The 19,096-nt window shown below is 74.1% G+C and carries 20 protein-coding genes; 12 read left to right on the top strand and 8 right to left on the bottom strand.

Annotated features, from left to right (window positions below):
* Window positions 1-368: IS5 family transposase (locus ACYQ77_RS13070; protein WP_459710750.1), on the bottom strand; the 368-nt coding region annotated here is incomplete at its 3' end.
* Between the two features lie 377 nt (window positions 369-745).
* Window positions 746-1,177, bottom strand: a complete 432-nt coding sequence (locus ACYQ77_RS13065) for an SRPBCC family protein (RefSeq protein WP_459710748.1) — start codon at window positions 1,175-1,177, stop codon at window positions 746-748.
* Between the two features lie 64 nt (window positions 1,178-1,241).
* Here ACYQ77_RS13065 and ACYQ77_RS13060 point away from each other — a divergent pair, with 64 nt between their 5' ends.
* From ACYQ77_RS13060 to ACYQ77_RS13030, 7 genes are all read left to right on the top strand, one after another.
* Window positions 1,242-1,625, top strand: coding sequence for a VOC family protein (locus tag ACYQ77_RS13060; RefSeq protein WP_459710746.1), 384 nt, complete (start codon window positions 1,242-1,244; stop codon window positions 1,623-1,625).
* 81 nt (window positions 1,626-1,706) lie between these two features.
* A complete protein-coding gene (locus tag ACYQ77_RS13055; protein ID WP_459710744.1) occupies window positions 1,707-2,369 on the top strand; it encodes a winged helix-turn-helix transcriptional regulator in 663 nt (220 codons plus the stop codon).
* Entirely contained in the window at window positions 2,366-2,734 is a 369-nt protein-coding gene (locus tag ACYQ77_RS13050) for an ATP-binding protein (RefSeq protein ID WP_459710742.1), read from the top strand. Before ACYQ77_RS13055 ends, ACYQ77_RS13050 begins: the two co-directional genes overlap by 4 nt.
* Entirely contained in the window at window positions 2,731-3,246 is a 516-nt protein-coding gene (locus ACYQ77_RS13045; protein WP_459710740.1) for a hypothetical protein, read from the top strand. The genes ACYQ77_RS13050 and ACYQ77_RS13045 overlap by 4 nt, the downstream gene beginning before the upstream one ends.
* Before the next feature lie 341 nt (window positions 3,247-3,587).
* Entirely contained in the window at window positions 3,588-4,280 is a 693-nt protein-coding gene (locus tag ACYQ77_RS13040; protein ID WP_459710771.1) for a response regulator transcription factor, read from the top strand.
* Between the two features lie 13 nt (window positions 4,281-4,293).
* Window positions 4,294-5,658: a HAMP domain-containing sensor histidine kinase gene (locus ACYQ77_RS13035; protein ID WP_459710738.1), complete on the top strand. Its 1,365-nt coding sequence runs from the start codon at window positions 4,294-4,296 to the stop codon at window positions 5,656-5,658.
* A complete protein-coding gene (locus tag ACYQ77_RS13030) occupies window positions 5,655-5,912 on the top strand; it encodes a hypothetical protein (protein WP_459710736.1) in 258 nt (85 codons plus the stop codon). The genes ACYQ77_RS13035 and ACYQ77_RS13030 overlap by 4 nt, the downstream gene beginning before the upstream one ends.
* On the opposite strand, the gene ACYQ77_RS13025 is transcribed toward ACYQ77_RS13030, so the two are convergent.
* On the bottom strand, window positions 5,896-6,264 hold the full coding sequence (locus ACYQ77_RS13025; protein WP_459710735.1) for a hypothetical protein: 369 nt from the start codon (window positions 6,262-6,264) through the stop codon (window positions 5,896-5,898). The genes ACYQ77_RS13030 and ACYQ77_RS13025 overlap by 17 nt on opposite strands.
* 130 nt (window positions 6,265-6,394) lie before the next feature.
* Between ACYQ77_RS13025 and ACYQ77_RS13020 the strand changes: the two genes are divergently transcribed.
* A complete protein-coding gene (locus ACYQ77_RS13020) occupies window positions 6,395-7,516 on the top strand; it encodes an NAD(P) transhydrogenase subunit alpha (RefSeq protein ID WP_459710733.1) in 1,122 nt (373 codons plus the stop codon).
* Window positions 7,517-7,651: 135 nt separating this feature from the next.
* Window positions 7,652-8,269 (top strand): lamin tail domain-containing protein, encoded by a 618-nt coding sequence (locus tag ACYQ77_RS13015; RefSeq protein ID WP_459710731.1) that lies wholly within the window; start codon window positions 7,652-7,654, stop codon window positions 8,267-8,269.
* Window positions 8,270-8,415: 146 nt separating this feature from the next.
* On the opposite strand, the gene ACYQ77_RS13010 is transcribed toward ACYQ77_RS13015, so the two are convergent.
* Window positions 8,416-12,279, bottom strand: a complete 3,864-nt coding sequence (locus ACYQ77_RS13010) for a S8 family serine peptidase (protein ID WP_459710729.1) — start codon at window positions 12,277-12,279, stop codon at window positions 8,416-8,418.
* Between the two features lie 144 nt (window positions 12,280-12,423).
* On the opposite strand from ACYQ77_RS13010, the gene ACYQ77_RS13005 reads away from it, so the two are divergent.
* On the top strand, window positions 12,424-13,371 hold the full coding sequence (locus ACYQ77_RS13005; protein WP_459710727.1) for a helix-turn-helix domain-containing protein: 948 nt from the start codon (window positions 12,424-12,426) through the stop codon (window positions 13,369-13,371).
* 2 nt (window positions 13,372-13,373) lie between these two features.
* On the opposite strand, the gene ACYQ77_RS13000 is transcribed toward ACYQ77_RS13005, so the two are convergent.
* The 3 genes from ACYQ77_RS13000 to ACYQ77_RS12990 form a co-directional block, all read right to left on the bottom strand.
* Window positions 13,374-13,937 carry a hypothetical protein gene (locus tag ACYQ77_RS13000; RefSeq protein WP_459710725.1) on the bottom strand — a complete coding sequence of 188 codons (564 nt, stop codon included), beginning with the start codon at window positions 13,935-13,937 and terminating at the stop codon, window positions 13,374-13,376.
* 146 nt (window positions 13,938-14,083) lie between these two features.
* Window positions 14,084-14,794 (bottom strand): response regulator transcription factor, encoded by a 711-nt coding sequence (locus ACYQ77_RS12995; RefSeq protein ID WP_459710723.1) that lies wholly within the window; start codon window positions 14,792-14,794, stop codon window positions 14,084-14,086.
* 204 nt (window positions 14,795-14,998) lie between these two features.
* Window positions 14,999-15,619, bottom strand: coding sequence for a sensor histidine kinase (locus ACYQ77_RS12990; RefSeq protein WP_459710721.1), 621 nt, complete (start codon window positions 15,617-15,619; stop codon window positions 14,999-15,001).
* Window positions 15,620-15,818: 199 nt separating this feature from the next.
* Between ACYQ77_RS12990 and ACYQ77_RS12985 the strand changes: the two genes are divergently transcribed.
* Together ACYQ77_RS12985 and ACYQ77_RS12980 are read left to right on the top strand one after the other, a co-directional pair.
* Window positions 15,819-16,109, top strand: a complete 291-nt coding sequence (locus ACYQ77_RS12985) for a helix-turn-helix transcriptional regulator (protein WP_459710720.1) — start codon at window positions 15,819-15,821, stop codon at window positions 16,107-16,109.
* A 114-nt stretch (window positions 16,110-16,223) separates the two neighbouring features.
* Window positions 16,224-16,781, top strand: coding sequence for a hypothetical protein (locus tag ACYQ77_RS12980; protein ID WP_459710718.1), 558 nt, complete (start codon window positions 16,224-16,226; stop codon window positions 16,779-16,781).
* A 54-nt stretch (window positions 16,782-16,835) separates the two neighbouring features.
* Here the strand turns inward: ACYQ77_RS12980 and ACYQ77_RS12975 are convergent, their stop codons facing one another.
* Entirely contained in the window at window positions 16,836-19,094 is a 2,259-nt protein-coding gene (locus ACYQ77_RS12975) for an Hsp70 family protein (protein ID WP_459710716.1), read from the bottom strand.
* Window positions 19,095-19,096 lie beyond the last annotated feature (2 nt).

Here is a 19,096-nt window from a genome sequence, read left to right as displayed (position 1 = left end):
ATCCCCCTTTTACGCGCACCAGCGGCATGCTGGTGGGCGCGGGTGACCGTCGAGTCCACCGACACGTCCCACACGATCAGCCCGTCGGCGTCCGCGCGGGCCTGCAACGCGGTCAGGATCGCCCGCCACGTTCCGGCGCGCTGCCAACGGCGGAACAGACCATAGACCGTTTGCCACGGGCCATACACCGGTGGAACGTCCCGCCAGGGACAACCAGCACGCGTCCGCCACCGGATCCCGTCGATCAACTGCCGTTTGCTCCACTTCGGCGGACGACCCGGCTTACGCCCCACAGGCAACAACGGCGCCAGCACCGCCCACTGCGCGTCGGTCAGGTCAGCCCGCCCCGCCACCATTACGCTGGCCACGAGGTCTCCGGTATTTCAGGTTTGCTTGGTCGCTAACCCGTCTACCGGAGACCTCGCCACATCCCGGCCACCGACACGCCGCTGATCAACACCTATGAAACACGGCCTAGCCCTTCGGGCATGCTCTCAGCCTGACTCGTGAGGAGCGGGTCTGCCTGCCGCAGTGCCACTCGGGTGCTGCGCCCGGACCCGCGTAGCGGGCCGCTCCGATCCTGGTGGAGCGTGGTTCCAGGCAGCGAGGTGCTGGGTTCCCCACTGCCGCCGGGGCGAGCAAGCCGCCAGGCATGCCCGCGGCTGGGGGTGGAGCCGGGTGGGCGCTACCGAAGGAACTCGCCTGCCGCTGCGTGCCAGGTCCGCGCAGCGGGCCGTGCGCCCCGCTACCCCTCCAGGCACGCTCGCAGCCGGTGGAGGTCGGACGTGATGTTCTTGTGGACCTGGCGTGCCAGCAGCGGGCCGGCCCACCCGAAGAACTTGCCGGGCGACCCGGTCGCGCGGATGGTCACGAGCGTCCCGTCCGCGTGCTCGGTCAGCTCGTACCGGACCGTCATGGGAAACGGCCGGTCGACGCGCAGCTCGACGAGACGGTCCGGCTCGTGGCGGGTGACGACGTACCCGTAGGTGAACGTCCGTCCGAGGAACTTCGCGGTTCGTTCGACCGTGGCGCCCTCCGTGAGCGTGCCGGGGCGTGCCGGGGTGCTGGCGGTGATGCCGCCGGTCCACCGCAGGTCGTTGGCGGGATCGAACATGAACGCGGCGACCTCGGCCGGGGACCGGTGCACGACCACGCTCGGTGCGACGTCGACTGCCATGGCCGAAGTGTGCGCCACGAGCCGGCCCGTGGCGAGTGGAGCGTGCACACGGGATGCTGCGCTCATGGAATTCCTCATGAGCCGGATGATCCTGCGCCCGCGCGACCCCGGCCGCACGGTGGCCTTCTACCGCGACACGCTGGGGTTGGCCGTGTACCGCGAGTTCCCGGGCGGCACGGTGTTCTTCCTCGGCAACGGGCTGCTCGAGGTGTCCGGCCGCGGGGAGAGCGGCCCGGGCGAGGACGTCGTGCTGTGGCTGCAGGTGCGGGACATCGAGGCCACGGCACGTGCGCTGGCCGACCGGGGCGTCGAACTCGAGCGGGGGCCGGAGCGGGAGCCGTGGGGGCTGGTCGAGATGTGGCTGCGCGACCCGGACGGCCTGCGGATCGTGGTGGTCGAGGTGCCTGCGGACCACCCGATCCGCCGGGACCAGCGGCCCGCGGACTGAATTCGTCAGGAAGTCGTCAGGTCCGCTACCGGGCGGCGCCGCGAGGATGGGGCCACGGCGTCGTCGACCGGAAGGCAGCAGGTGTACCGCTACGAGCAGCATTGCCCGGTCGCGCGTGCCGCCGAGGTGCTGACCGAACCGTGGACCCTGCTGGTGCTGCGCGAGCTCCTGCGCGGCGGCGAGCGGCGGGCGGACATCGCCAGGGGTGTGCCGAGGATGTCCGCGAGCCTGCTCACCAGCCGGTTGCGCACGCTCGTCGCGAACGGGCTGGTCGTCGAGGTGGCCCACCACCCGCGGGACAAGCGGTACCGGTTGACGGAGGCCGGGCGGGGCCTCCGGCCGGTCGTCGACCAGCTGGGCCGGTGGGGTCAGCGCTGGCTGGCCCCACCCGGTCTGCGCGACCTGGACGCCGACGTGCTCCTGCACGACATCAGCGCGCAGGCCAGGCCGCCGGACCGGTCGCTGACGGTGGCCGTCGTGGTCGCCGACGCGCCGGACCGGGGCCGCTGGTGGCTCGCGCTGACGCCGTCGGGCACCGCCGTCCACACCGGCTCGCCGCCGGGTGGCGCCGACGTGCGGCTCGCGTGCACGTTGAGCGGCCTCGCAGGCGTGTGGCTCGGCCGCCAGAGCTGGCTGCGCGCGGTCCGTGACGGGTCCGTCGTGTTCACCGGCCCACCCGACGCGGTCCGCGCGGTCCTCGCCAGCGTCGGCGTCAGCCGCTACGCGACGAGGGAGACCGCGTGACCCTGCCGTTCGCCGACCAGGTCGCGCTGATCATCCCGGCCGCCGACGAGCCCGCACCGGACGAGGTCCGGTGCTGGGTCCAGGACAACCTGGCCGCGGTGGCGCCCGTGCCGCGGCTGCGCGCGGCGCTCGTCGCCGAGGAGCTGGTCGGCAACGCACGTGTGCACGGCGTCCCGCCGTTCGTGCTGCGGGTCGCCGCCGGCCCCGGCCGCTCGGCGCTGCGGGTGTTCGTCGAGGACTGCGCCGCGCACGGCGGCCGGTGGCGGTCCGGCGGCGGGCTCGCCCTGGTCGACGGGCTGTCCAGGGGCTGGGGCGTGGAGCTGCGTGCCGGCGCGAAGACCGTGTGGGCCGAGGTCGGGCTGTGATCGGGCAGGAACACGCGCGCGGCGCGTGGCCGACGGCCGTCGCGATCGAGGTGCTGCTGCTGTGGCCGCGCGGGGTGGCGAAGACACCCGTCACGGTCGACGAGGCCGGGTTGTGGCCGGTGTTCGCGATGGTCGTCGCGGAACCACCCGACGAGGGCACGGGGTCCGCGCGGCCGCTGTTCGAGCTGCTGGCCGAGCCGGGACCCTCGGTCGTGGCCGCCGACACGTCGTGGTCGGTGATCGACCCGGCACGGGCGTTGCTCGGCGTGACCGTGCGGGGTGTCGTGCCCGTCGAGTTCGGTCTGCGGGTCCTGCTGCCCGCCGCCCGGGTGCTCGGTGTCCTGGACGTGGTCGCGGGCGGCGGGACGATCGGCATCACCACCCGGGACCGGGCGGGCGGGCTCCGCGACCGGGTGGACATCCGCACCGCGCTCGACGACCTGGTGTTGCTGAGCTGCCCGCCGTCCGTGGAGCTGGCCGCGCTCGCGGGCACCCTGCGGGCGTCACGGTGAGCAGCGGGCACCGCGTGGCGGGAGGAGCACGTACAGCAGCGCCCAGACCGTCGTGCCCGCCAGTCGCCGGTGACCGCCACGCGGTACGGCGGCGCCGCGTGGTCGAAGGCGTTGCCGACCAGCTCGCCGAGCACGATGGCCGCCTCCTGGACCGTGCCCGGTGCGCACCCGTCGAGCGGACCGCGCAACCATGTCGGGAGGCCGGTGCGGAAGTCGGGGTCCGCCGCGGTGCGGCGGACTTCCGCGGGCAGGTGGCCCGCGACGCCGGGCGCGGTGTCGGTCACCTCGACATCCTCGCCGGGCCCGTGCCCGCGAAACCTGACGAACGGCTGACGATTCCCATGACCACCACGTTGTTGCTCGTCGAGGACGACGCACGGATCCGGGAGGCCCTCGGCCTCGCGATGGCCGACGAGGGCTACCGCGTCATCGAGGCCGCCACCGGCGAGGAGGCGCTGGCCCTGCTCGCACGGGACGAGCGGGCACCCGACGTCGTGCTGCTCGACCTGATGCTGCCCGGCATGGACGGGCTCGCGGTGTGCGCGCGGATCCGGGAGCGCGGCGACCTGCCGATCATCGTGGTCACCGCGCGGACCGGGCCGAACGAGGTGATCGCCGGGCTGGAGGCGGGCGCGGACGACTACGTGTCCAAGCCGGTCGACGCCGGTGAGCTGAGCGCCAGGATCCGCGCGCTGCTGCGCCGGGTCCGCACCGGCGACCCGAACATCCCGTCGGTCGTCGAGGTGGGTGAGCTGAGCGTGCGGATCGCCGAGGGCCGGGTGCTCCGCGACGGCGCCGAGGTGCCGCTCACGAAGACGGAGTTCCGGCTGCTGTGCGCGCTGGTGCTGGCGCGGGGTGCCGTGGTCACCCGCGAGCAGCTGCTGGAGCGGGTGTGGGAGTACGGGTACTTCGGCGACACCCGGCTGCTCGACGTGCACGTCCGCAGGCTCCGGCGCAAGATCGAACCGGATCCCGGGCAGCCGACCCACGTCGTCACGGTCCGGGGCGTCGGCTACCGGATGGGGACGCCGTGAACGGAGCGGGCGGGTGAACATCGCGAACCGCCTACCCCTGCGCGCCAGGGTGATGGCGTGGTTCAGCCTGGTGTCGCTCGTGGTGGCGGGCACCCTGGCGATCGCGACCTGGCACCTGTCCACCGGCTACATGCTCGGCCAGCGCGAACGCAGCGCGATCGCCCAGGCCACCGGCAACTCGCGGCTCGTGGCGGCACAGCTGCGCCGCAACCCCGACGGGCTCTCCGAGCTGATGACGGGGCTCGGCGCGGAGGTCGAGTCGGCGGTGCTGCTCGTCGACGGCGGCGACTGGTTCTCCGGCGGCAACCGGGTCGACCCGCGCAGGCTGCCCGACGGGTTCCTCGACACCGTGCGGAACGGGCAGGCCGCGCACCAGCGCACGGTGCTCGACGGCGTCCCGGTGCTCGCGGTCGGGCTGCCGCTGCCCGAGCTGTCCGCCACCTACTTCGAGGTCTCGCCGATGCGGGAGCTCGACCGCACGTTCAAGTTCCTGAGCTGGCTGCTGCTCGCCGGCACGCTCGCGAGCGCGTTGGCCGGCGCGCTGCTCGGCCGGTGGGCGGCCACGCACGCGCTGCGGCCGCTGCGCCGGGTGACGGCGGCCGCCGCGGAGGCCGCGCGCGGCGACCTCGGGGTGCGGCTGCCCGCGACCGGCGACCCGGACCTGGTGCCGCTCGCCGAGGCGTTCAACGACACCGCGGAGCGCCTGCAGCAGCGGGTCGCGCGGGATACCCGGTTCGCGGGCGACGTCAGCCACGAGCTGCGCTCGCCGCTGACCACGATGCTCAACGCCATGGCGGTGCTGTACCGGCGGCGCGCGGAACTGCCGCCCGGCTCGCGCCAGGCCGTGGAACTGCTCGACACCGACCTGCGCCGGTTCCGCCGCATGGTCGACGACCTGCTGGAGATCTCCCGCGACGACCAGGACCGCTCCACGTTCGAGGTGGTCGACCTGGCCGAGCTGGTGATCGCCGTGACCGACCACCACGGGCCGCCTGCCCCCGGCGTGCTGGACGTGGCCGCGCACCCGTGGATCACCGGCGACCGCCGCAGGCTCGAACGCGTGGTGGTGAACCTGCTCGACAACGCGGCCCGGCACGGGAAAGGGCTGGTGCGGCTGGGGATCCTCCGCCGGGACGGCCGGGCGCGGATCGAGGTGGACGACGCCGGGCCCGGCGTGCCGGAGGCTGACCGGGAACACGTCTTCGAGCGGTTCGCCCGGGGCTCACCCGCCGACCGCGACACCACCGACAGCGGGGTCGGCCTGGGGCTCGCGCTGGTGGCGCAGCACGTGCGCGGCCACGACGGGCGCGCGTGGGTGGAGGAGCGGCCCGGCGGGGGTGCGCGGTTCGTCGTGGAGCTGCCGGAGGTGACCGGATGAGGGCGCTCGTGCTCGCGTGCGTGCTGGTCGCGTCGGCGTGCGGGGTGGGTTCCGAGACCGAACCGCAGATCATCGAGGAGAGCACGCAGCAGCCGCCGCCCGCGACGCCGAGCTTCGACACGGAGCCGAGCCCGGCCGGATCGAGCGGCACGCCGCCGCCGACTACGCCGCCGACTACGCCGCCGACTACGACGCCGACCGCGACAACGACTGCGACAACGACGACCGCGGCGGGGCTCAGGTCGCCGGGGTGAACCGCTCGATCGCCAGCGGGATGCCGCCGGTGCACGGGGTCGGGGTCGGCGTGTGCGCCTGACCGGTGACCGTGACCTCCTCCCCGTCGTCCCGCGCGGCCTCGATGGCCGCCCGGTCGCCGCCGAGCAGGACGTACGTCGTGAAACCGGTGTCGAGCAGCAGGCAGCCGGGTTGCTCGTCGTCGGCGACGACCGTGCCGGTCACGCGCACGAGCATCGTGGCGGGCTGGGCCGCGCCCGTGGACACGGCGTCGTCGCGGGCCGGGGTGCTGCCGCTGCCGCCGGCGGGGGCGTTGCTCGCGCAGCCCGCCGAGAGCGCGACCGCGACGGCGACCGGGGTGAGAAGGGACATCGAGCGGAACCGTGGTCTGCATGATGGCCTGTTCACAGGCCGCCACGTTATCCCCGGCGGACGCGTGCCGGGTCCGCCGAACGGTGGAAGGAACCCTGTGATCGGCAATGCATGGGCTATCGTGCGAACCGTGAAGATCGCCGTGGTTGGCGAGACCCGGCCGGGGGAGCGCAGGGTCGCGCTCGTGCCCGGTCTGGTGTCGCGCGTTGCCGACGTTGCCGGGGAGGTCGTGGTCGAGCCGGGCGCCGGCACCGCGGCGGGTTTCCCGGACGAGGACTACCGGCAGGCGGGGGCTTCCGTCGCCGCGGACGCGGTGCGTGGTGCCGGGGTGGTGCTGTCGGTGCAGCCGCTGCCCGCGTACCGCGTCGAGGAGCTCGCGCCGGGCGCCATCACGCTCTCCTTCCTCCCGCCCGCGCAGGAACTGGACCTGGTGCGTGCGCTGCGCGACGCCGGGCACACCGCGCTGTCCATGGAGCTGGTGCCGCGCATCTCGCGCGCGCAGACCATGGACGCCCTGTCGTCGCAGGCTTTCGTCGCCGGGTACCGCGCCGCGATCGTCGCCGCCGAGCGGTTGCCGAGGCTCATGCCGTTGTCGATGACCGCGTCCGGCACGATCCGGCCCGCGACGGTGCTCGTGCTGGGCGCGGGGGTCGCCGGGCTGCAGGCGATCGCGACGTCCCGCCGTCTCGGCGCGGTCGTGAAGGCCTACGACGTGCGGGCCGCGTCCGCCGAGGAGGTGCGCAGCCTCGGCGCCGAGTTCGTCGACCTCGGCCTGCCGCCGCTGGAGGGCGCGGGTGGCTACGCGCGGGAGATGACCGAGGAACGCTCCCGGCAGCAGCGGGAGCTGCTGGCCCCGCACGTCGCCGACGCCGACGTGCTGATCACGACGGCGGCCGTCCCGGGACGGACCGCGCCGCTGCTGGTGACGGCGGAGATGGTGGCCGCCATGCGTCCCGGTTCGGTCGTGGTGGACCTGGCCGCCGAGTCCGGCGGCAACGTCGAGGGCGCGAAGCCGGGCGAGGAGGTCGCGATCGGCGGCGCCACGGTCTGGGGCGGCGCGAACGTGCCGAGCCAGCTGCCCGCGCAGGCGAGCCAGCTCTACAGCACGAACGTCGTGAACCTGTTGCTGCTCATGCGTTCCGGCGACGAGCTGGTGCCCGATTTCGACGACGAGATCGTCGCGGGCTGCTGCGTGACGCACGCGGGCGAGGTCCGGCACGAGCCGACCCGCGCCCTGCTCGAACAGTCCTGAGTGGACACAACGGCGGTTGACGGCCAGTGATTGGCCGCTTTCGTTCGGTGGTCGGTTGCGAGGAGTCTTGACGAGGGTCGCCGGCAGGCGCCGGTGGCCCGGAAAGTCAACCCACGCAACCGAAAGGAACTCCCCATGCGCCGAGTACTGGCGTGCCTCGCGATCGCCGCGGGTGCCTGCCTCGCCGCCCTCCCCGCCGCGAACGCGGAGCCGGCCGACGACGCCGCCGTGCAGCAGCAGGGCCAGGTGGTGATCAACGAGGTCCAGACCAGAGGTGCCGGTGGTTCGATGGACCAGTTCATCGAGCTCGCCAACCCGAGCCGCGTCGAGCAGGTCGACCTGTCCGGCTGGTACCTCCAGATCTACTCGAGCAACAACACCGTGCTGCAGACCGTGTTCCTCCCCGAGGGCGCGACGCTGCTGCCACTGGGTGCCGGGCCCGCGGAGGAGACCCTCCTGACGATCGGCAGCCAGGCGTTCACCGGTGGCCCGGTCAGCCTGCCCGGGGTGATCACGGTCGACATCCCGGCCAACGGCGGTGTCGCGCTGTTCAACCCGGGCGGCATCAAGATCGACGGGGTCGCGTTCTCGCCGGCGGCGACCACCCCGCTGGAGGGCCAGCCGCTGACGCCGCAGCCCGCGGCCGCGGACGTGTTCAACGCGGCGTACGGCCGCAACGTCCTCGCCCAGGACACGAACAACAACCGGATGGACTTCAAGCTCCTGGTCCGCAGCCCCGGCGAGCTGAACTGACACACCGGGCCCGGGCTGCCATCGCTCCGGTGGACGCCGGAGGGGGTTCGGGACACCGTCACTGACCCGAACCCCAGCCCCCGACCATGGCAGCCCGCGTGGGCGGACCGGAACTGCTCCTCCGGTCCGCCCACACCCGTGTGCCGCTACCGCACGGCGTACGCGCGGTGCGTGGTCTGCTCGACCCAGTTGCCCGCGGTGTCCCACACCCGGGTCCGCAGCCACACGTACCCGCTCGCCGGGTTGGTGACGGAGACGAGGTACCGGCCGGGACCGGCCTTCGTCACCGGCGCCTGCCGCCACGTGACACCGTCGTCGGCCGAGTAGCTCACGAGCGCGTTCACCAGGTCGGCGGCGCCGTCCGCGCCGGGCCGGTGACCGGCGTTCAGCACGAACCGGAACGCACCGGGCGGAGCCGTGTTGTCGAGGTCGAGCCCCAGCTGCGCGTCGAGCTGGATCAGCGGCTGGACCGCGCACCGGTTCGCGCAGCCGTACCCGGGCGGCACCGTGCCGGTCGGGCGGCGTGACGTGAACTCCCACGTCGTCTCGGTCTTCGGCGCCAGGCGGTACAGCGCGAGGCTCGGACCGCCGCGCTGCGTGGCGGGGAACGTGTCGACCATGGTGAGCCGGTACCTCGCCGGTGTCGCGGACAGGGTGTAGACCGGGAAGGTCCGGTACGGGTCCGACGCGTCGGGCGGCACCTCCTTCCCGTCCCGGTACAGCCGCGTGGCCGTGGTCGTGAAGTACTGCTGACCGTTCTGCCAGATGGTGACGAAATGCCCCGCGGCGGAGTCCATCCAGTGCAGTGCCGGGACGAACCGGTCCTGGCTCGTCCCGCCGCGGCAGAACGCGCACTGGCGCACCCACCCCGGCCCCGTCGTCGCGGGGACGAGCACCGGGTGGTCCGGTTGCAGTGCCAGCGCACCGTTGCGCAGCGGCGCCGCGAACCAGCGCTCCTCGGACCTGCGCGGCTCGCCCGGCCGGAACACGTTCTCCGCGAACATGGTCAGGTCCGCGCCGGGCACGCTCTGGGTGGTCCTGCGCTGCCACGCCACCCGCGGGTCGGCGGGCCCGACGTACTCCGTCCACCGGGCGGGCCCGGTCCACGTCGTCCTGCGCTGGGCGAGGCTGCCGGGCACCGGCGGGTAGGCCGTCCACTGCTTGGCGAACCCGACGTCCGCGCGGTCGGCGTGGTACGCGGTCGCCACCGGCACCAGCGCGTCCAGGTCGACCGGCCGCACGTGCGCCGCCGGGATGCCGTTGTCGTCGAAGTAGCTCAGGTTGTACATGAACCTCGGCGACCGCACGGCAAGGTCCATGGCGACCGGTCCCTTCCCGGCGCGGGCACGCAGGCGCGCGCCTTCGGCGTGGCCCAGCGCGAACTGGGGGACCGGCGTGGTGGGCAGGCCCGCGATCGGCAGCGCGCCCGGCACGTCGACGTAGGTCACCACGCCCGCGCTGCCCGCGTCGGCGAGGGTGTCCGCGGCGGCCCGGGCGGCCTGTGCCGCCACCGCGGCCGGGTTGGCGACCGCGCCCGGATCGGGCACCGCGACCAGCGCGAGCTTGCCGCGGACGTCGGCGGCCGCGACGTCCTCCGCCGTGCCGTCGCCCGCGAACACGAGCGGCAGCGTGCGGTTCCCGGGCGGGACACGGCCGATCGTGCTCGTGTCGTAGAGCGGGTCGAGGAACTCGCCGCCCCGCACGCGCAGCGACACCTGGCGGTCGGCGAGCGTCCAGTAGTCCTGGAAGGACACCGTGCCGCGGCGGGCGGGCGCGGCCGGGGTCGCGTACACCTCGTAGGTGGCGTCCGCGCCGATCACGAACTGCCACTCCACGAACGTCGCGACACCGGGCAGGTGCCTGCGCAGCGCGACGGTCCGGTCGCGTTGTTCCGTCGGGGTCGGGGTGGTCACGCCGACCGGGACCGCGTCCCGCGCGTCGAGCCGGACCACGGCGTCGGCGCCGGTCACGGGTACCTCGGTGGCGGACAACGCCGTCCAGCGGTGCCGCGTCAGGGTGTCCTCGCGGACCGTGCCGGACACCGAGTAGGTGCCGCGCGGCACCTCGGACGCCGTGTCCAGCGGCACGATCCGCAGCGGGTCCGGGCCGAGCGGGTCGTTGCCCGCCCCCGCGGCCTCGTTGAACACGGCCGCGAACCGGTTCGTGACCGGGTTGCCCGCCGAGTCGCGCATCCGCACGGTGATCGGGCCGGTCGGCGTCGGCTTGTAGTAGCTGACCGGGGTGCGCAGCGCGACCGCGCCGTCGTCGGACGTCGCCGTGAGCACCCCGCCGTACGCGCCGCTCTCGCCGAGCGCGGGGTCGACCGTCACCGCGACGGCCGCCTCGGCGCCCGCCGGGACGGTCACCGCGGTCGCGTCGAGGCGGACCGCGCCCGCCGGTGCGGGCAGGCCGTTCCAGCCGCGGACCGCGAGCGTGAGCCGGAGCGTCACGGGGCTCGTGCCGTCGTTGCCGTACCGCACGGTTCCGGTGACGGGCGTGGCCGCCAGCTCGCCGAGCGCGAGCGTGCCGGTCCCGGTCACGGTGCTGCCGGTCGCCGTGCCGACGTCGACGCGGCCTGCGCCCTGCTCGTACCACTGCCTGCCGACATCGTGCGCGGTGCTGACGAGCGCGTCCTTGAGCCGGGCCGCGGGCCAGTCCGGGTGCTGCTGCGCGAGGATCGCCGCCGCGCCCGCCACGTGCGGTGTCGCCATGGACGTGCCGGACGCCGCCGTGTAGTGCTCGTCGACCGGGCTGCCCATCGCCGTGCCCGCCGCGCGGGCGGCCGCGATGGCGACGCCGGGCGCCACGATCTCCGGCTTCACCGCGGCGTCGCCGAGCCGGGGGCCCTTGCCGGAGAACTCGGCGAGCACGTCCCGCTTGTCCACCGCGCCGACGGTCAGCGCGGTGGTCGCGGCGCCGGGGCTCGTCACCGACCGGTCACCGCCGAGATTTCCCGACGCCACCACGAACAACGCGCCGGTCCGCGCGGTGAGTTCGTCGACGAGCGCGCTGATCGGGTCGGTGCCGTCGGTCGGCGCGCCGCCGAGGCTCAGGTTCACGATCCGCGCACCGTGCGTCGCCGCCCACTCCATGCCGGCCATCACCTGCGTCTCCGTCGCGCTCTCGCTGGCGTCGAACACCTTGGCCACCACCAGTTTCGCGCCCGGCGCGACACCCTTGTACCGGCCTGCCGCCGCCGCGCCGGACCCGGCGATGGTGGACGCCACGTGCGTGCCGTGCCCGGACCCGTCGGTGACGTCCGGTTCCTCGGTGAAGTTCGCGGACGCGGTGACCACGCCCGCGAGGTCGGGGTGGCCGAGGTCGACGCCGGTGTCGACGACGCCGACGGTCACCCCCGTGCCGTCGAGCCCCGCCGCCCACGCCCGCGGCGCGCCGATCATGGGCACGCTCTGGTCCAGCACCGGGCGGACCGTGCGGTCGAGCGCGAGCCGGGCGATCCCGGGCCGCCGGGTGACCGCCGCCCAGAAGTCGGCGGCACGCCGGCGGTCGACCTCGACACCCGCCGTGCCGGTCGTGGCCACGGGCACGACCCGCGCCACGCCGGGCAGTGCGTCCGCCCTGCCGGTCAGCGCACGTCGCCCGACGCTGCCGGGGTAGTCGACGATCACCGGCAGCGCGCCGGACCGCGCGTCGTCGAGGCCGTCGCGGACCAGGTCGGCCACGTCGAACAGGGACCGGTCCACCAGACCGGAGACGAGGTGCGGTTCGGCGTCGGAGGGGATCACGTAGTAGTCGTCGCGGTCGCCGAGCACCTCGAACGTCACCGGCGCGCCGCCGGGGCGTGGTGCCGCGCGCACCGCCACACTCCGGTGCCCGCCACCGGAATCGGTGTACTCGACGCTGTCGCCGGTCACCAGTGTCACCCGGTGGGTGACGGCGACAGCGGGTGCGGAGCCGGTGTCGGCTGTCGCACGCGGGGAATCGGCGAGTGGTTGTGCGGTGGCAGCCACGAGCGTGGTGGCGATGAGGGCGAGGGTCCTGGTCTTCATCGTCGGCTCCGCTCCGTCACGGGGAAAGAGTCCGTTACGACTCAACGTGACTAAAGTGAACGGGGGGCGACGATCTTTCGTCCAGAGCAGGGAGTGGCGAGGTCTGGCATCGCCTGATCTCGCCACCCGGCGGAGGTGACGGCGGTGTTGCGAGCGGTCGGCGTCGACGAGTTCGACGAGCGCGTGTACCGGGCCCTACTGCGTGCGCCGGGTGCCGCACCGGACGCCTTGGCGTCCATTGTGGACGCCCCGGCGGCCAGTGTCGGGTCCGCGCTGGCGCGGCTCGCCGAGCTGGGGCTGGTGCGGCGGACCGAGGACGGGCACACCCCGAACGACCCGGAGCCCGCGCTCGCGGCGCTGGTGCACCGGCGTGCGGCCGAACTGCAGGCGGTCCGGGCCGGTGCCGCGGACCTCGCCGCCGACTTCCGGATCGGCAGGTTGCGTGCCCACCCCGAGCAGCTGGTGGAGGTGGTGACCGGCGCGCCGGACATCTACCGCGCGACGATGGAGCTGTACGAGGGCGCGACGACCGAGATCATGGCGTTCGAACGGCCGCCGTACGCCGTGCCGGCGGACTTCGACGAGGTGGCCGCCGAGCTGCCGATCCTCGAACGCGGGGTCGCGTTGCGGGTCGTGTACAGCGCGGACGCCCTCGCCGCGCCCGCGAAGTTCGACACCGTGCGGCGGCTGGCCGAGCTGGGGGAGCGGTCGCGCACGCTGCCCGCGCTGCCGCTGAAGCTGATGATCGTGGACCGCGGGGCGGCGCGGGTGTCGCTGACCACCGACGCCCACGCCACCGAGAGCGTCGCGATCATCCGCACGTCCGGCCTGCTCGACGCGCTGATCGCGTTGTTCGAGGCGTTCTGGGACCGGGCGCACCCGATCGGCGGCGCGGTCCCCGGCGAACTGTCCACAGAGGAGGCCCGGGTGCTCGCGCTGCTGGGCGCCGGGTTCAAGGACGAGGCGATCGCGCGGAACCTGCGGACCAGCATGCGGACCGTGGGCAGGCGGGTCGAGCGCATCCTCGCCCGCCTGGACGCCGCCACCCGCTTCCAGGCCGGCGCGCAGGCCGCACGCCGCAAGTGGCTGTGACGTCACGGGTTCGTCTCGCCCGGGGAGCGGTCGCGGCAGGAGAAGTCCGCCACGTTGTCGCCGGTGTCGGTGCTGCGCACGTCGCGGGCGGTGGCGGCGAGCGGGCACGCGGGCGCGGGCGTGCCCTCGCCACAGGGGGAGTCCGCGACCACGGCGGTGCCGTCGGTCCACGTGAAGTCCCGGTCGAGCAGCACCGCGCCGCCGCCGGGCAGCGGCCCGCGGTAGGTCTGGTCGGCCGGGGCGCCGGTGTACGACGAGGACGCGACGAGGTAGAACGCGCCCGCGTCGAGCGGCCGGCCGAGACCCACCCGCAGCTCGGTGGCCAGGCCGTCCGGCCCGCACAGCCACAGGTGGTACCCACCGATGTCCACTGTGGACGAGGAGGTGTTGCGCAGCTCGACGTACACGCCCGGCGCGAACTCGTTCACGACCACCCCGGATCCGGCGGCCACCCGGGCGGGTGACCTGCCGGATCCGGGGCCCGACGGCACGGGGACCGGCGTCGCGAACAGCGCGCTCGACGCGACCACGAGGGCGGTCGCGACCGTGGCCGTACCGATGGTCAACGGGGATCACCCCTTGACAGCGGCGCGAGGGCGGCCGGCCCTGCTTCCGGCGCCATCTCGTCACCCCCAACCGTCGGCGGAACCCAGGATGTCAGGCCGGCGGGCGGTCCGGAAGGGGGCCAGTTTCCGGGCAGATCGGTGAAATATCAACGATTCTGGCGGCTCGCGTCCTCCCACACCGTCTCGACCGACGGGATCAGCACGGCCGCGCGCGCCTTGTTGATGGCGTCCACTCTGGACACCGCGCCGAGCTGTGCGTAGATCTTGGTGAGGTGCCGTTTGACCGTGCTCTCCGCGATGTAGAGGCGATCGGCGATCTGCGCGTTGCTCAGCGCCTGCGCGGCGAGCCACAGGATCTCCGTCTGCCGTCGGGTCAGCGGCGGCGCCTGGGTGTCGTCGAGCTGCCCGAAACCGCGGCGCGACATCGACACCACGGCCCGCTGTTCGTCGGTGCACACCCCGCGGATCACCGAGACCAGTTCGGCGCGGGTGGCGCTCTTCACCAGGTACGCCCGCGCGCCGAGGCAGATCAGCTGGTTCGCCAGCTGCGGGTCGTCGTACATGGTGAGCACGACGATCCGCGTCTTCGGTGACACCCGCAGGAACTGCGGCACCGTCCGCTGCACCTGGTGACGTGGCATCTCCACGTCCAGCAGCAGCACGTCCGGCCTGCGCTCGCCGACCACGGCGATGCCCTCCTGCGCGTCCCCCGCCTCGCCGACGACCTCGAAGTCGTGCTCCAGCGACAGGATCGCGGACAACCCGTCGCGGAACAGGGTGTGGTCGTCGACGAGCACGATCGAGATCGTCGCGTCAGCCGACCGGGTGGGCGCCGTTCCGCTCGGGGCTCCGTTCATCGAGCCCTCCTCGGTGGGAGTCGCCAGGGTGAGAGTCTGTCCCAGCATCTGCCGATCTCGTTGCTCCTTTCACCGGTGGTGGTACCCCGACTCTCCGCTGACACACCGCTGCGCTCCGCTACCGGACAAGGTAAGCAGATCCCGTCACGGACGGGGAGGGCCACCCGGCTGAAAGTTTCGGAGGGTGAGAACGATCACGGCTGGTCAGGCGCCATGGTGGCGCGGCACGTGCACCTGCACGACCGTCCCGGCGCCCGCCGTGCTCGACACGGTCAGTGATCCGCCGTGCGCCTCGGCCCGTTCGCGCATCGCGGTGAGGCCGCCGCTCGCGGGGTGCGCGCCCGGGTCGAAGCCGTGCCCGTCGTCGGTGACGGTCCCGTGCACGGCGTCCGCGCGGACGGTGACGGTGATCGTGAGGTGCCGCGCGGCGGAGTGGATCAGCGCGTTCCTGGCCGCCTCGCGCAGGACCAGGTACAGGTCGTCGCGCAGGTCCGGGGCGAGCGTCCGCTCGTCACCCCGCACGGTGACCGACCAGTCGACGGCGGGCGCGGCCACCATCCGCAGGTAGTCGCGCAGCGCGTGGTCGACGCTGCCCGGCACCGCGCGGCCGCGCAGGTCCGCCGACAGGTCCTGGACCACGCGGAGCGCGCCGCGCACCGCGTGCCGGGCGACCCCCAGTTCCCGCCGCGCCCGTGACGGGTCGCGGTCGAGGTAGACCTCGTGCAGTTCCAGGCTGTTCAGCGCGACGCCGAGCGCGTGCGCGACCTTGTCGTGCAGCTCACGCGCCACGCGCCGCCGCTCTCCGCCGTTGCTGTCCGCCCCCACGGCGGGCCAGTCTGGCACCACCGGGTGTGGGTGCGGAACATCCCAACGAGGACGTCGGCTACTACCAACGGATCAATCAGGTAGCACTTTGCGCGATGAGATGAGCACTTGGGGTAACTGTCGCTCGGCCTCGTGCCGATAACCGGGGCGTAACGAGAGCACCCGTGCACGAGATCGTATGTGAGGCGATGAATTGATCATGGTCGACAACCCGTTCGGTGCGCCGGTCGGCGACGTCATCCGCGAGCTGCGCCACCGGCGCGGTCTCACCCAGGTCGCGCTGGCGGAACGACTGGCCGAGGTGTCGGGCAACGACGGTGTGAACCGCAGGCAGGTGGCGCGGTGGGAGCGCGGCAAGCGGATCCCGAGCCCCTACTGGCGGAACTGGATCTCCGACGTGCTGGAGGTCCCGCCCACCAGCCTGGACCGGGCGGCGGCGGTCGCCCGTTTCCTGCGCGCGGCCCCGGAGGTCGGCTCCGGCGTGCGCTGAGCCCGGTGGCGGGCGCGACCACACCCGACGTCGTCGCGCCCGCCACGTGCCCCGGGGGTCTCGTGGGGGGTTTCCCCGACGCCGGGGCACGCCGGGTTCTTCTACAGTGGGGGCATGGCCGCCCGCCCCCTCCGTGACCTGCTCGCCGACCTCGTCGGCGACGCCGCGGCACGGCAGGCGTACGGCGCCGACCCGTCGGGTTACCTCGCCGCGAACGGGCACCCGGACCTGCCGTCGGCACTGGTCTCCGAGGCGGTGGTGGCGTACGCCGACACCGCGCCGGTCGAGGTGGCGTCGGCGCTGGCCCCGCACGTGGCCGCGCACGGCCCGGTGCCCGGCCCCGAGGTGCCTGCGGACTGGTTCGACCTGCTGACGGGCGCGGACCCGGTGGGCGAGGACGCCTTCGGCGAGCACCTCGACGTGGCGGCGCCGGCCGAGGACTGGAGCGACCCGGCGGAGCTGGACTTCGGCGCGGGCGCGGCGGACCCGGGCCCGGAGGTGCCGGCGTACGCACCCGACGCGGACGACGCGCCGGAACCGGTGGACGACCCGGCGCCGGAGTGGCCCGCGGACGTCGTGGTCACCCGGGAACCCCCGGTCCCCGGCCTCCCGCTCGACGTCGACGAGGACGACGAGGACGACGACGAGGACGACGAGCCCCACCTGGACTGACCCGCCCCCCGGGCGGCGCCTTCGGCCGAAGGCGCCGCCCAGGGCGTTTTCCGGTCAGTTCTCCGGTTGCGAGGTCGGGGCGGGGGGTTCGCTGTCCGGGGTCGGTTCCGTCGTGGTCGTGTCCCACGTGGTGGTCGTGGTCTCGGTGGTCGTCGTCTCGTGGTGTGTCTGGTGTGGACGGTTCGTGCGCGGCGGCGGGGCCGGGGCCTCGGTCGTGGTGACCGCGGACCGGGTGACCGGGACGCAGTTGCCCGTGCGGTAGCTGCCGTCGGTGGCCTTGACGAGCACGTGGTCGGCGGTGGCGATGCGGGCGCACACCTTGGGCGCGTCCCCGACCGCGGTGACGTACCGCTGGTCGGTGACGTCGACGACGGACGGCCGCCGGTCCTCGACGTACCACGTGCCCTGCTCGGACTCCGGCACCTGGTGCCCCATGATCCGGTCGGACGGGGTGGTGCCGTCACCGCCGTAGATGTGCAGGTGCTTGCCGCCGTCGACGCTGAGGGCGCCACCGTCGCTGACGTACTGGATCGTGAGCCTGCCGTCGGCGACCACCGCGGACGTGAGGCACACCCAGCTGGGGTTGCTCATGATCGCGTCGGTGCACTGCTCGTCCGGCGGCAGCAGGGAGTTCGCCGTGGTGGGCACGGTGGTCGACGAGGAACTCGCCACGGGCCGGGCGCCGTTGTCGTCGCTCTTGCCGTTGACGATCGCGAGTGCCGCGCCGCCACCGGCCAGGAGCGCCACCACCGCACCGGCGACGCCGATCGCCATGAGCCGCTTGCGCCGGTCCGGTTCGGGGGTGGACGGCGGGCTGATCGGCTCCGCGGGCCGGACACCGGCGGCGGGCGCACGGCCGGCGGGTTGCCCGGACCAGGTGCCCTGATCGGCGGGACGTCCGGGGCCGCGCGGAGCCGCCGCCGGTCGCGCACCGGCCGCTGGGTTCGCGGCCCGGGTGGTCGCCGGGTCCGCCACGGGTGCCCGGCCCGTGCCCGGGCCTGGCTCCCCGGTGGCGCCCGCCGGGTGGCCCGCGCCGGCCGTGAAGCGTGCCCCGTCCGGCGTCGGCGCGCTCGTTCCCGCGCCGGTCGCCGGAAGGTCAGGAGCGCCGGCTGCGGCCGCCGCGGCTGCCGTGCGCATGGTGGGCGCTGCTGGGTTTGCCGGTTCCCGCGGTCCTCCCGCGGCCGAGCCCGCGCCCATCGCGGGGCCGCCTGCCATCGCGCCGCCGCGGGCGGCCGGGCCCGCGGCCCCGCCCCGCCACGCCAGCCCCGCGCGCCACGCCGCCCCCAAGGCGACCGCGTGCTTCGGGTGTGTGTCCACCGCGACCGGCCTGCCCAGTTCGGCGCTCACCAGCTGCCCCACGATGGGCATCCGCGACGAGCCGCCGACCAGCAGCACCGAATGCAGCTGCTCCGGCGTGCACCCGGCCGACCGCACCGCCCGCCGCAGCGCCTCGATCGATCCGTGCAACGCGGGACGCACCATCGACTCGAACTCACCCCGCGTGAGCCGCACGTCCGTGGTCACCGACGGCAGCAGCACCGGAATGGTGGTGTCCGTGTCGGCCGACAGCGCTTCCTTGGCCTGCACGCATTCCTCGCGCAGCCGGGCCACGGCGGCGACGGCGGCCGGGTCGTCCTCGTCCAGGTCGTCCAGCTTGCCGCCCAGTGCGGTGCGGACGTGGTTGAAGACCGCCGCGTCGAAGTCGATGCCGCCCAGGCGTTCGATGCCCTCCGGCTTGCCGAGGATGGTGAACCCGGCCGGGGTGCGGCGGAGGACGGCCGCGTCGAACGTGCCGCCGCCGAGGTCGTAGACCGCGACCACCGCGCCGACGCCGAGGCGCTGTTCCTGCGCGTAGTGGGTGGCGGCGGCCTCCGGCTCGGTCGTGAACACGGCCGTCGGCAGGTCCGCCATGCGCACCGCCTGCCCCAGCAGGTCGATCTTGTACGGGCCCCAGTTCGCCGGGTGCGACACGCACACGCGCGCAGGCGGGCCGCCTTCCCGTTTCACGACCTCCTCGACCGCCGCGCGCAGGAGCCGGGACATGAGCGACTCCGCCGAGTGCGGTGTGCCGCCGAGCATGATCGGGGTGGTGTCGCCGACCCGCCGCTTGAACTCCCGCGCGACGCGGTTCGGCTCGGTCAGGCCCCGCCGGTTCGCGGCCTCGCCGGTCAGGAACGTCTCGTCCTCCCGCAGCAGGACCACGGACGGGATGGCGGCGGTCCGGTCGCCCAGCGAGACGATCTCGGCGCGGCCGTCGCGCCAGATCGCCGCCGCCGTGTAGGTGGTGCCCAGGTCGATGCCCAGTGCGTACATCG

It is taken from the genome of Actinophytocola sp. KF-1, assembly GCF_054661535.1.
Note: the sequence above shows the minus strand (reverse complement) of the source record. Positions and strands in the feature narration are given on the sequence as shown.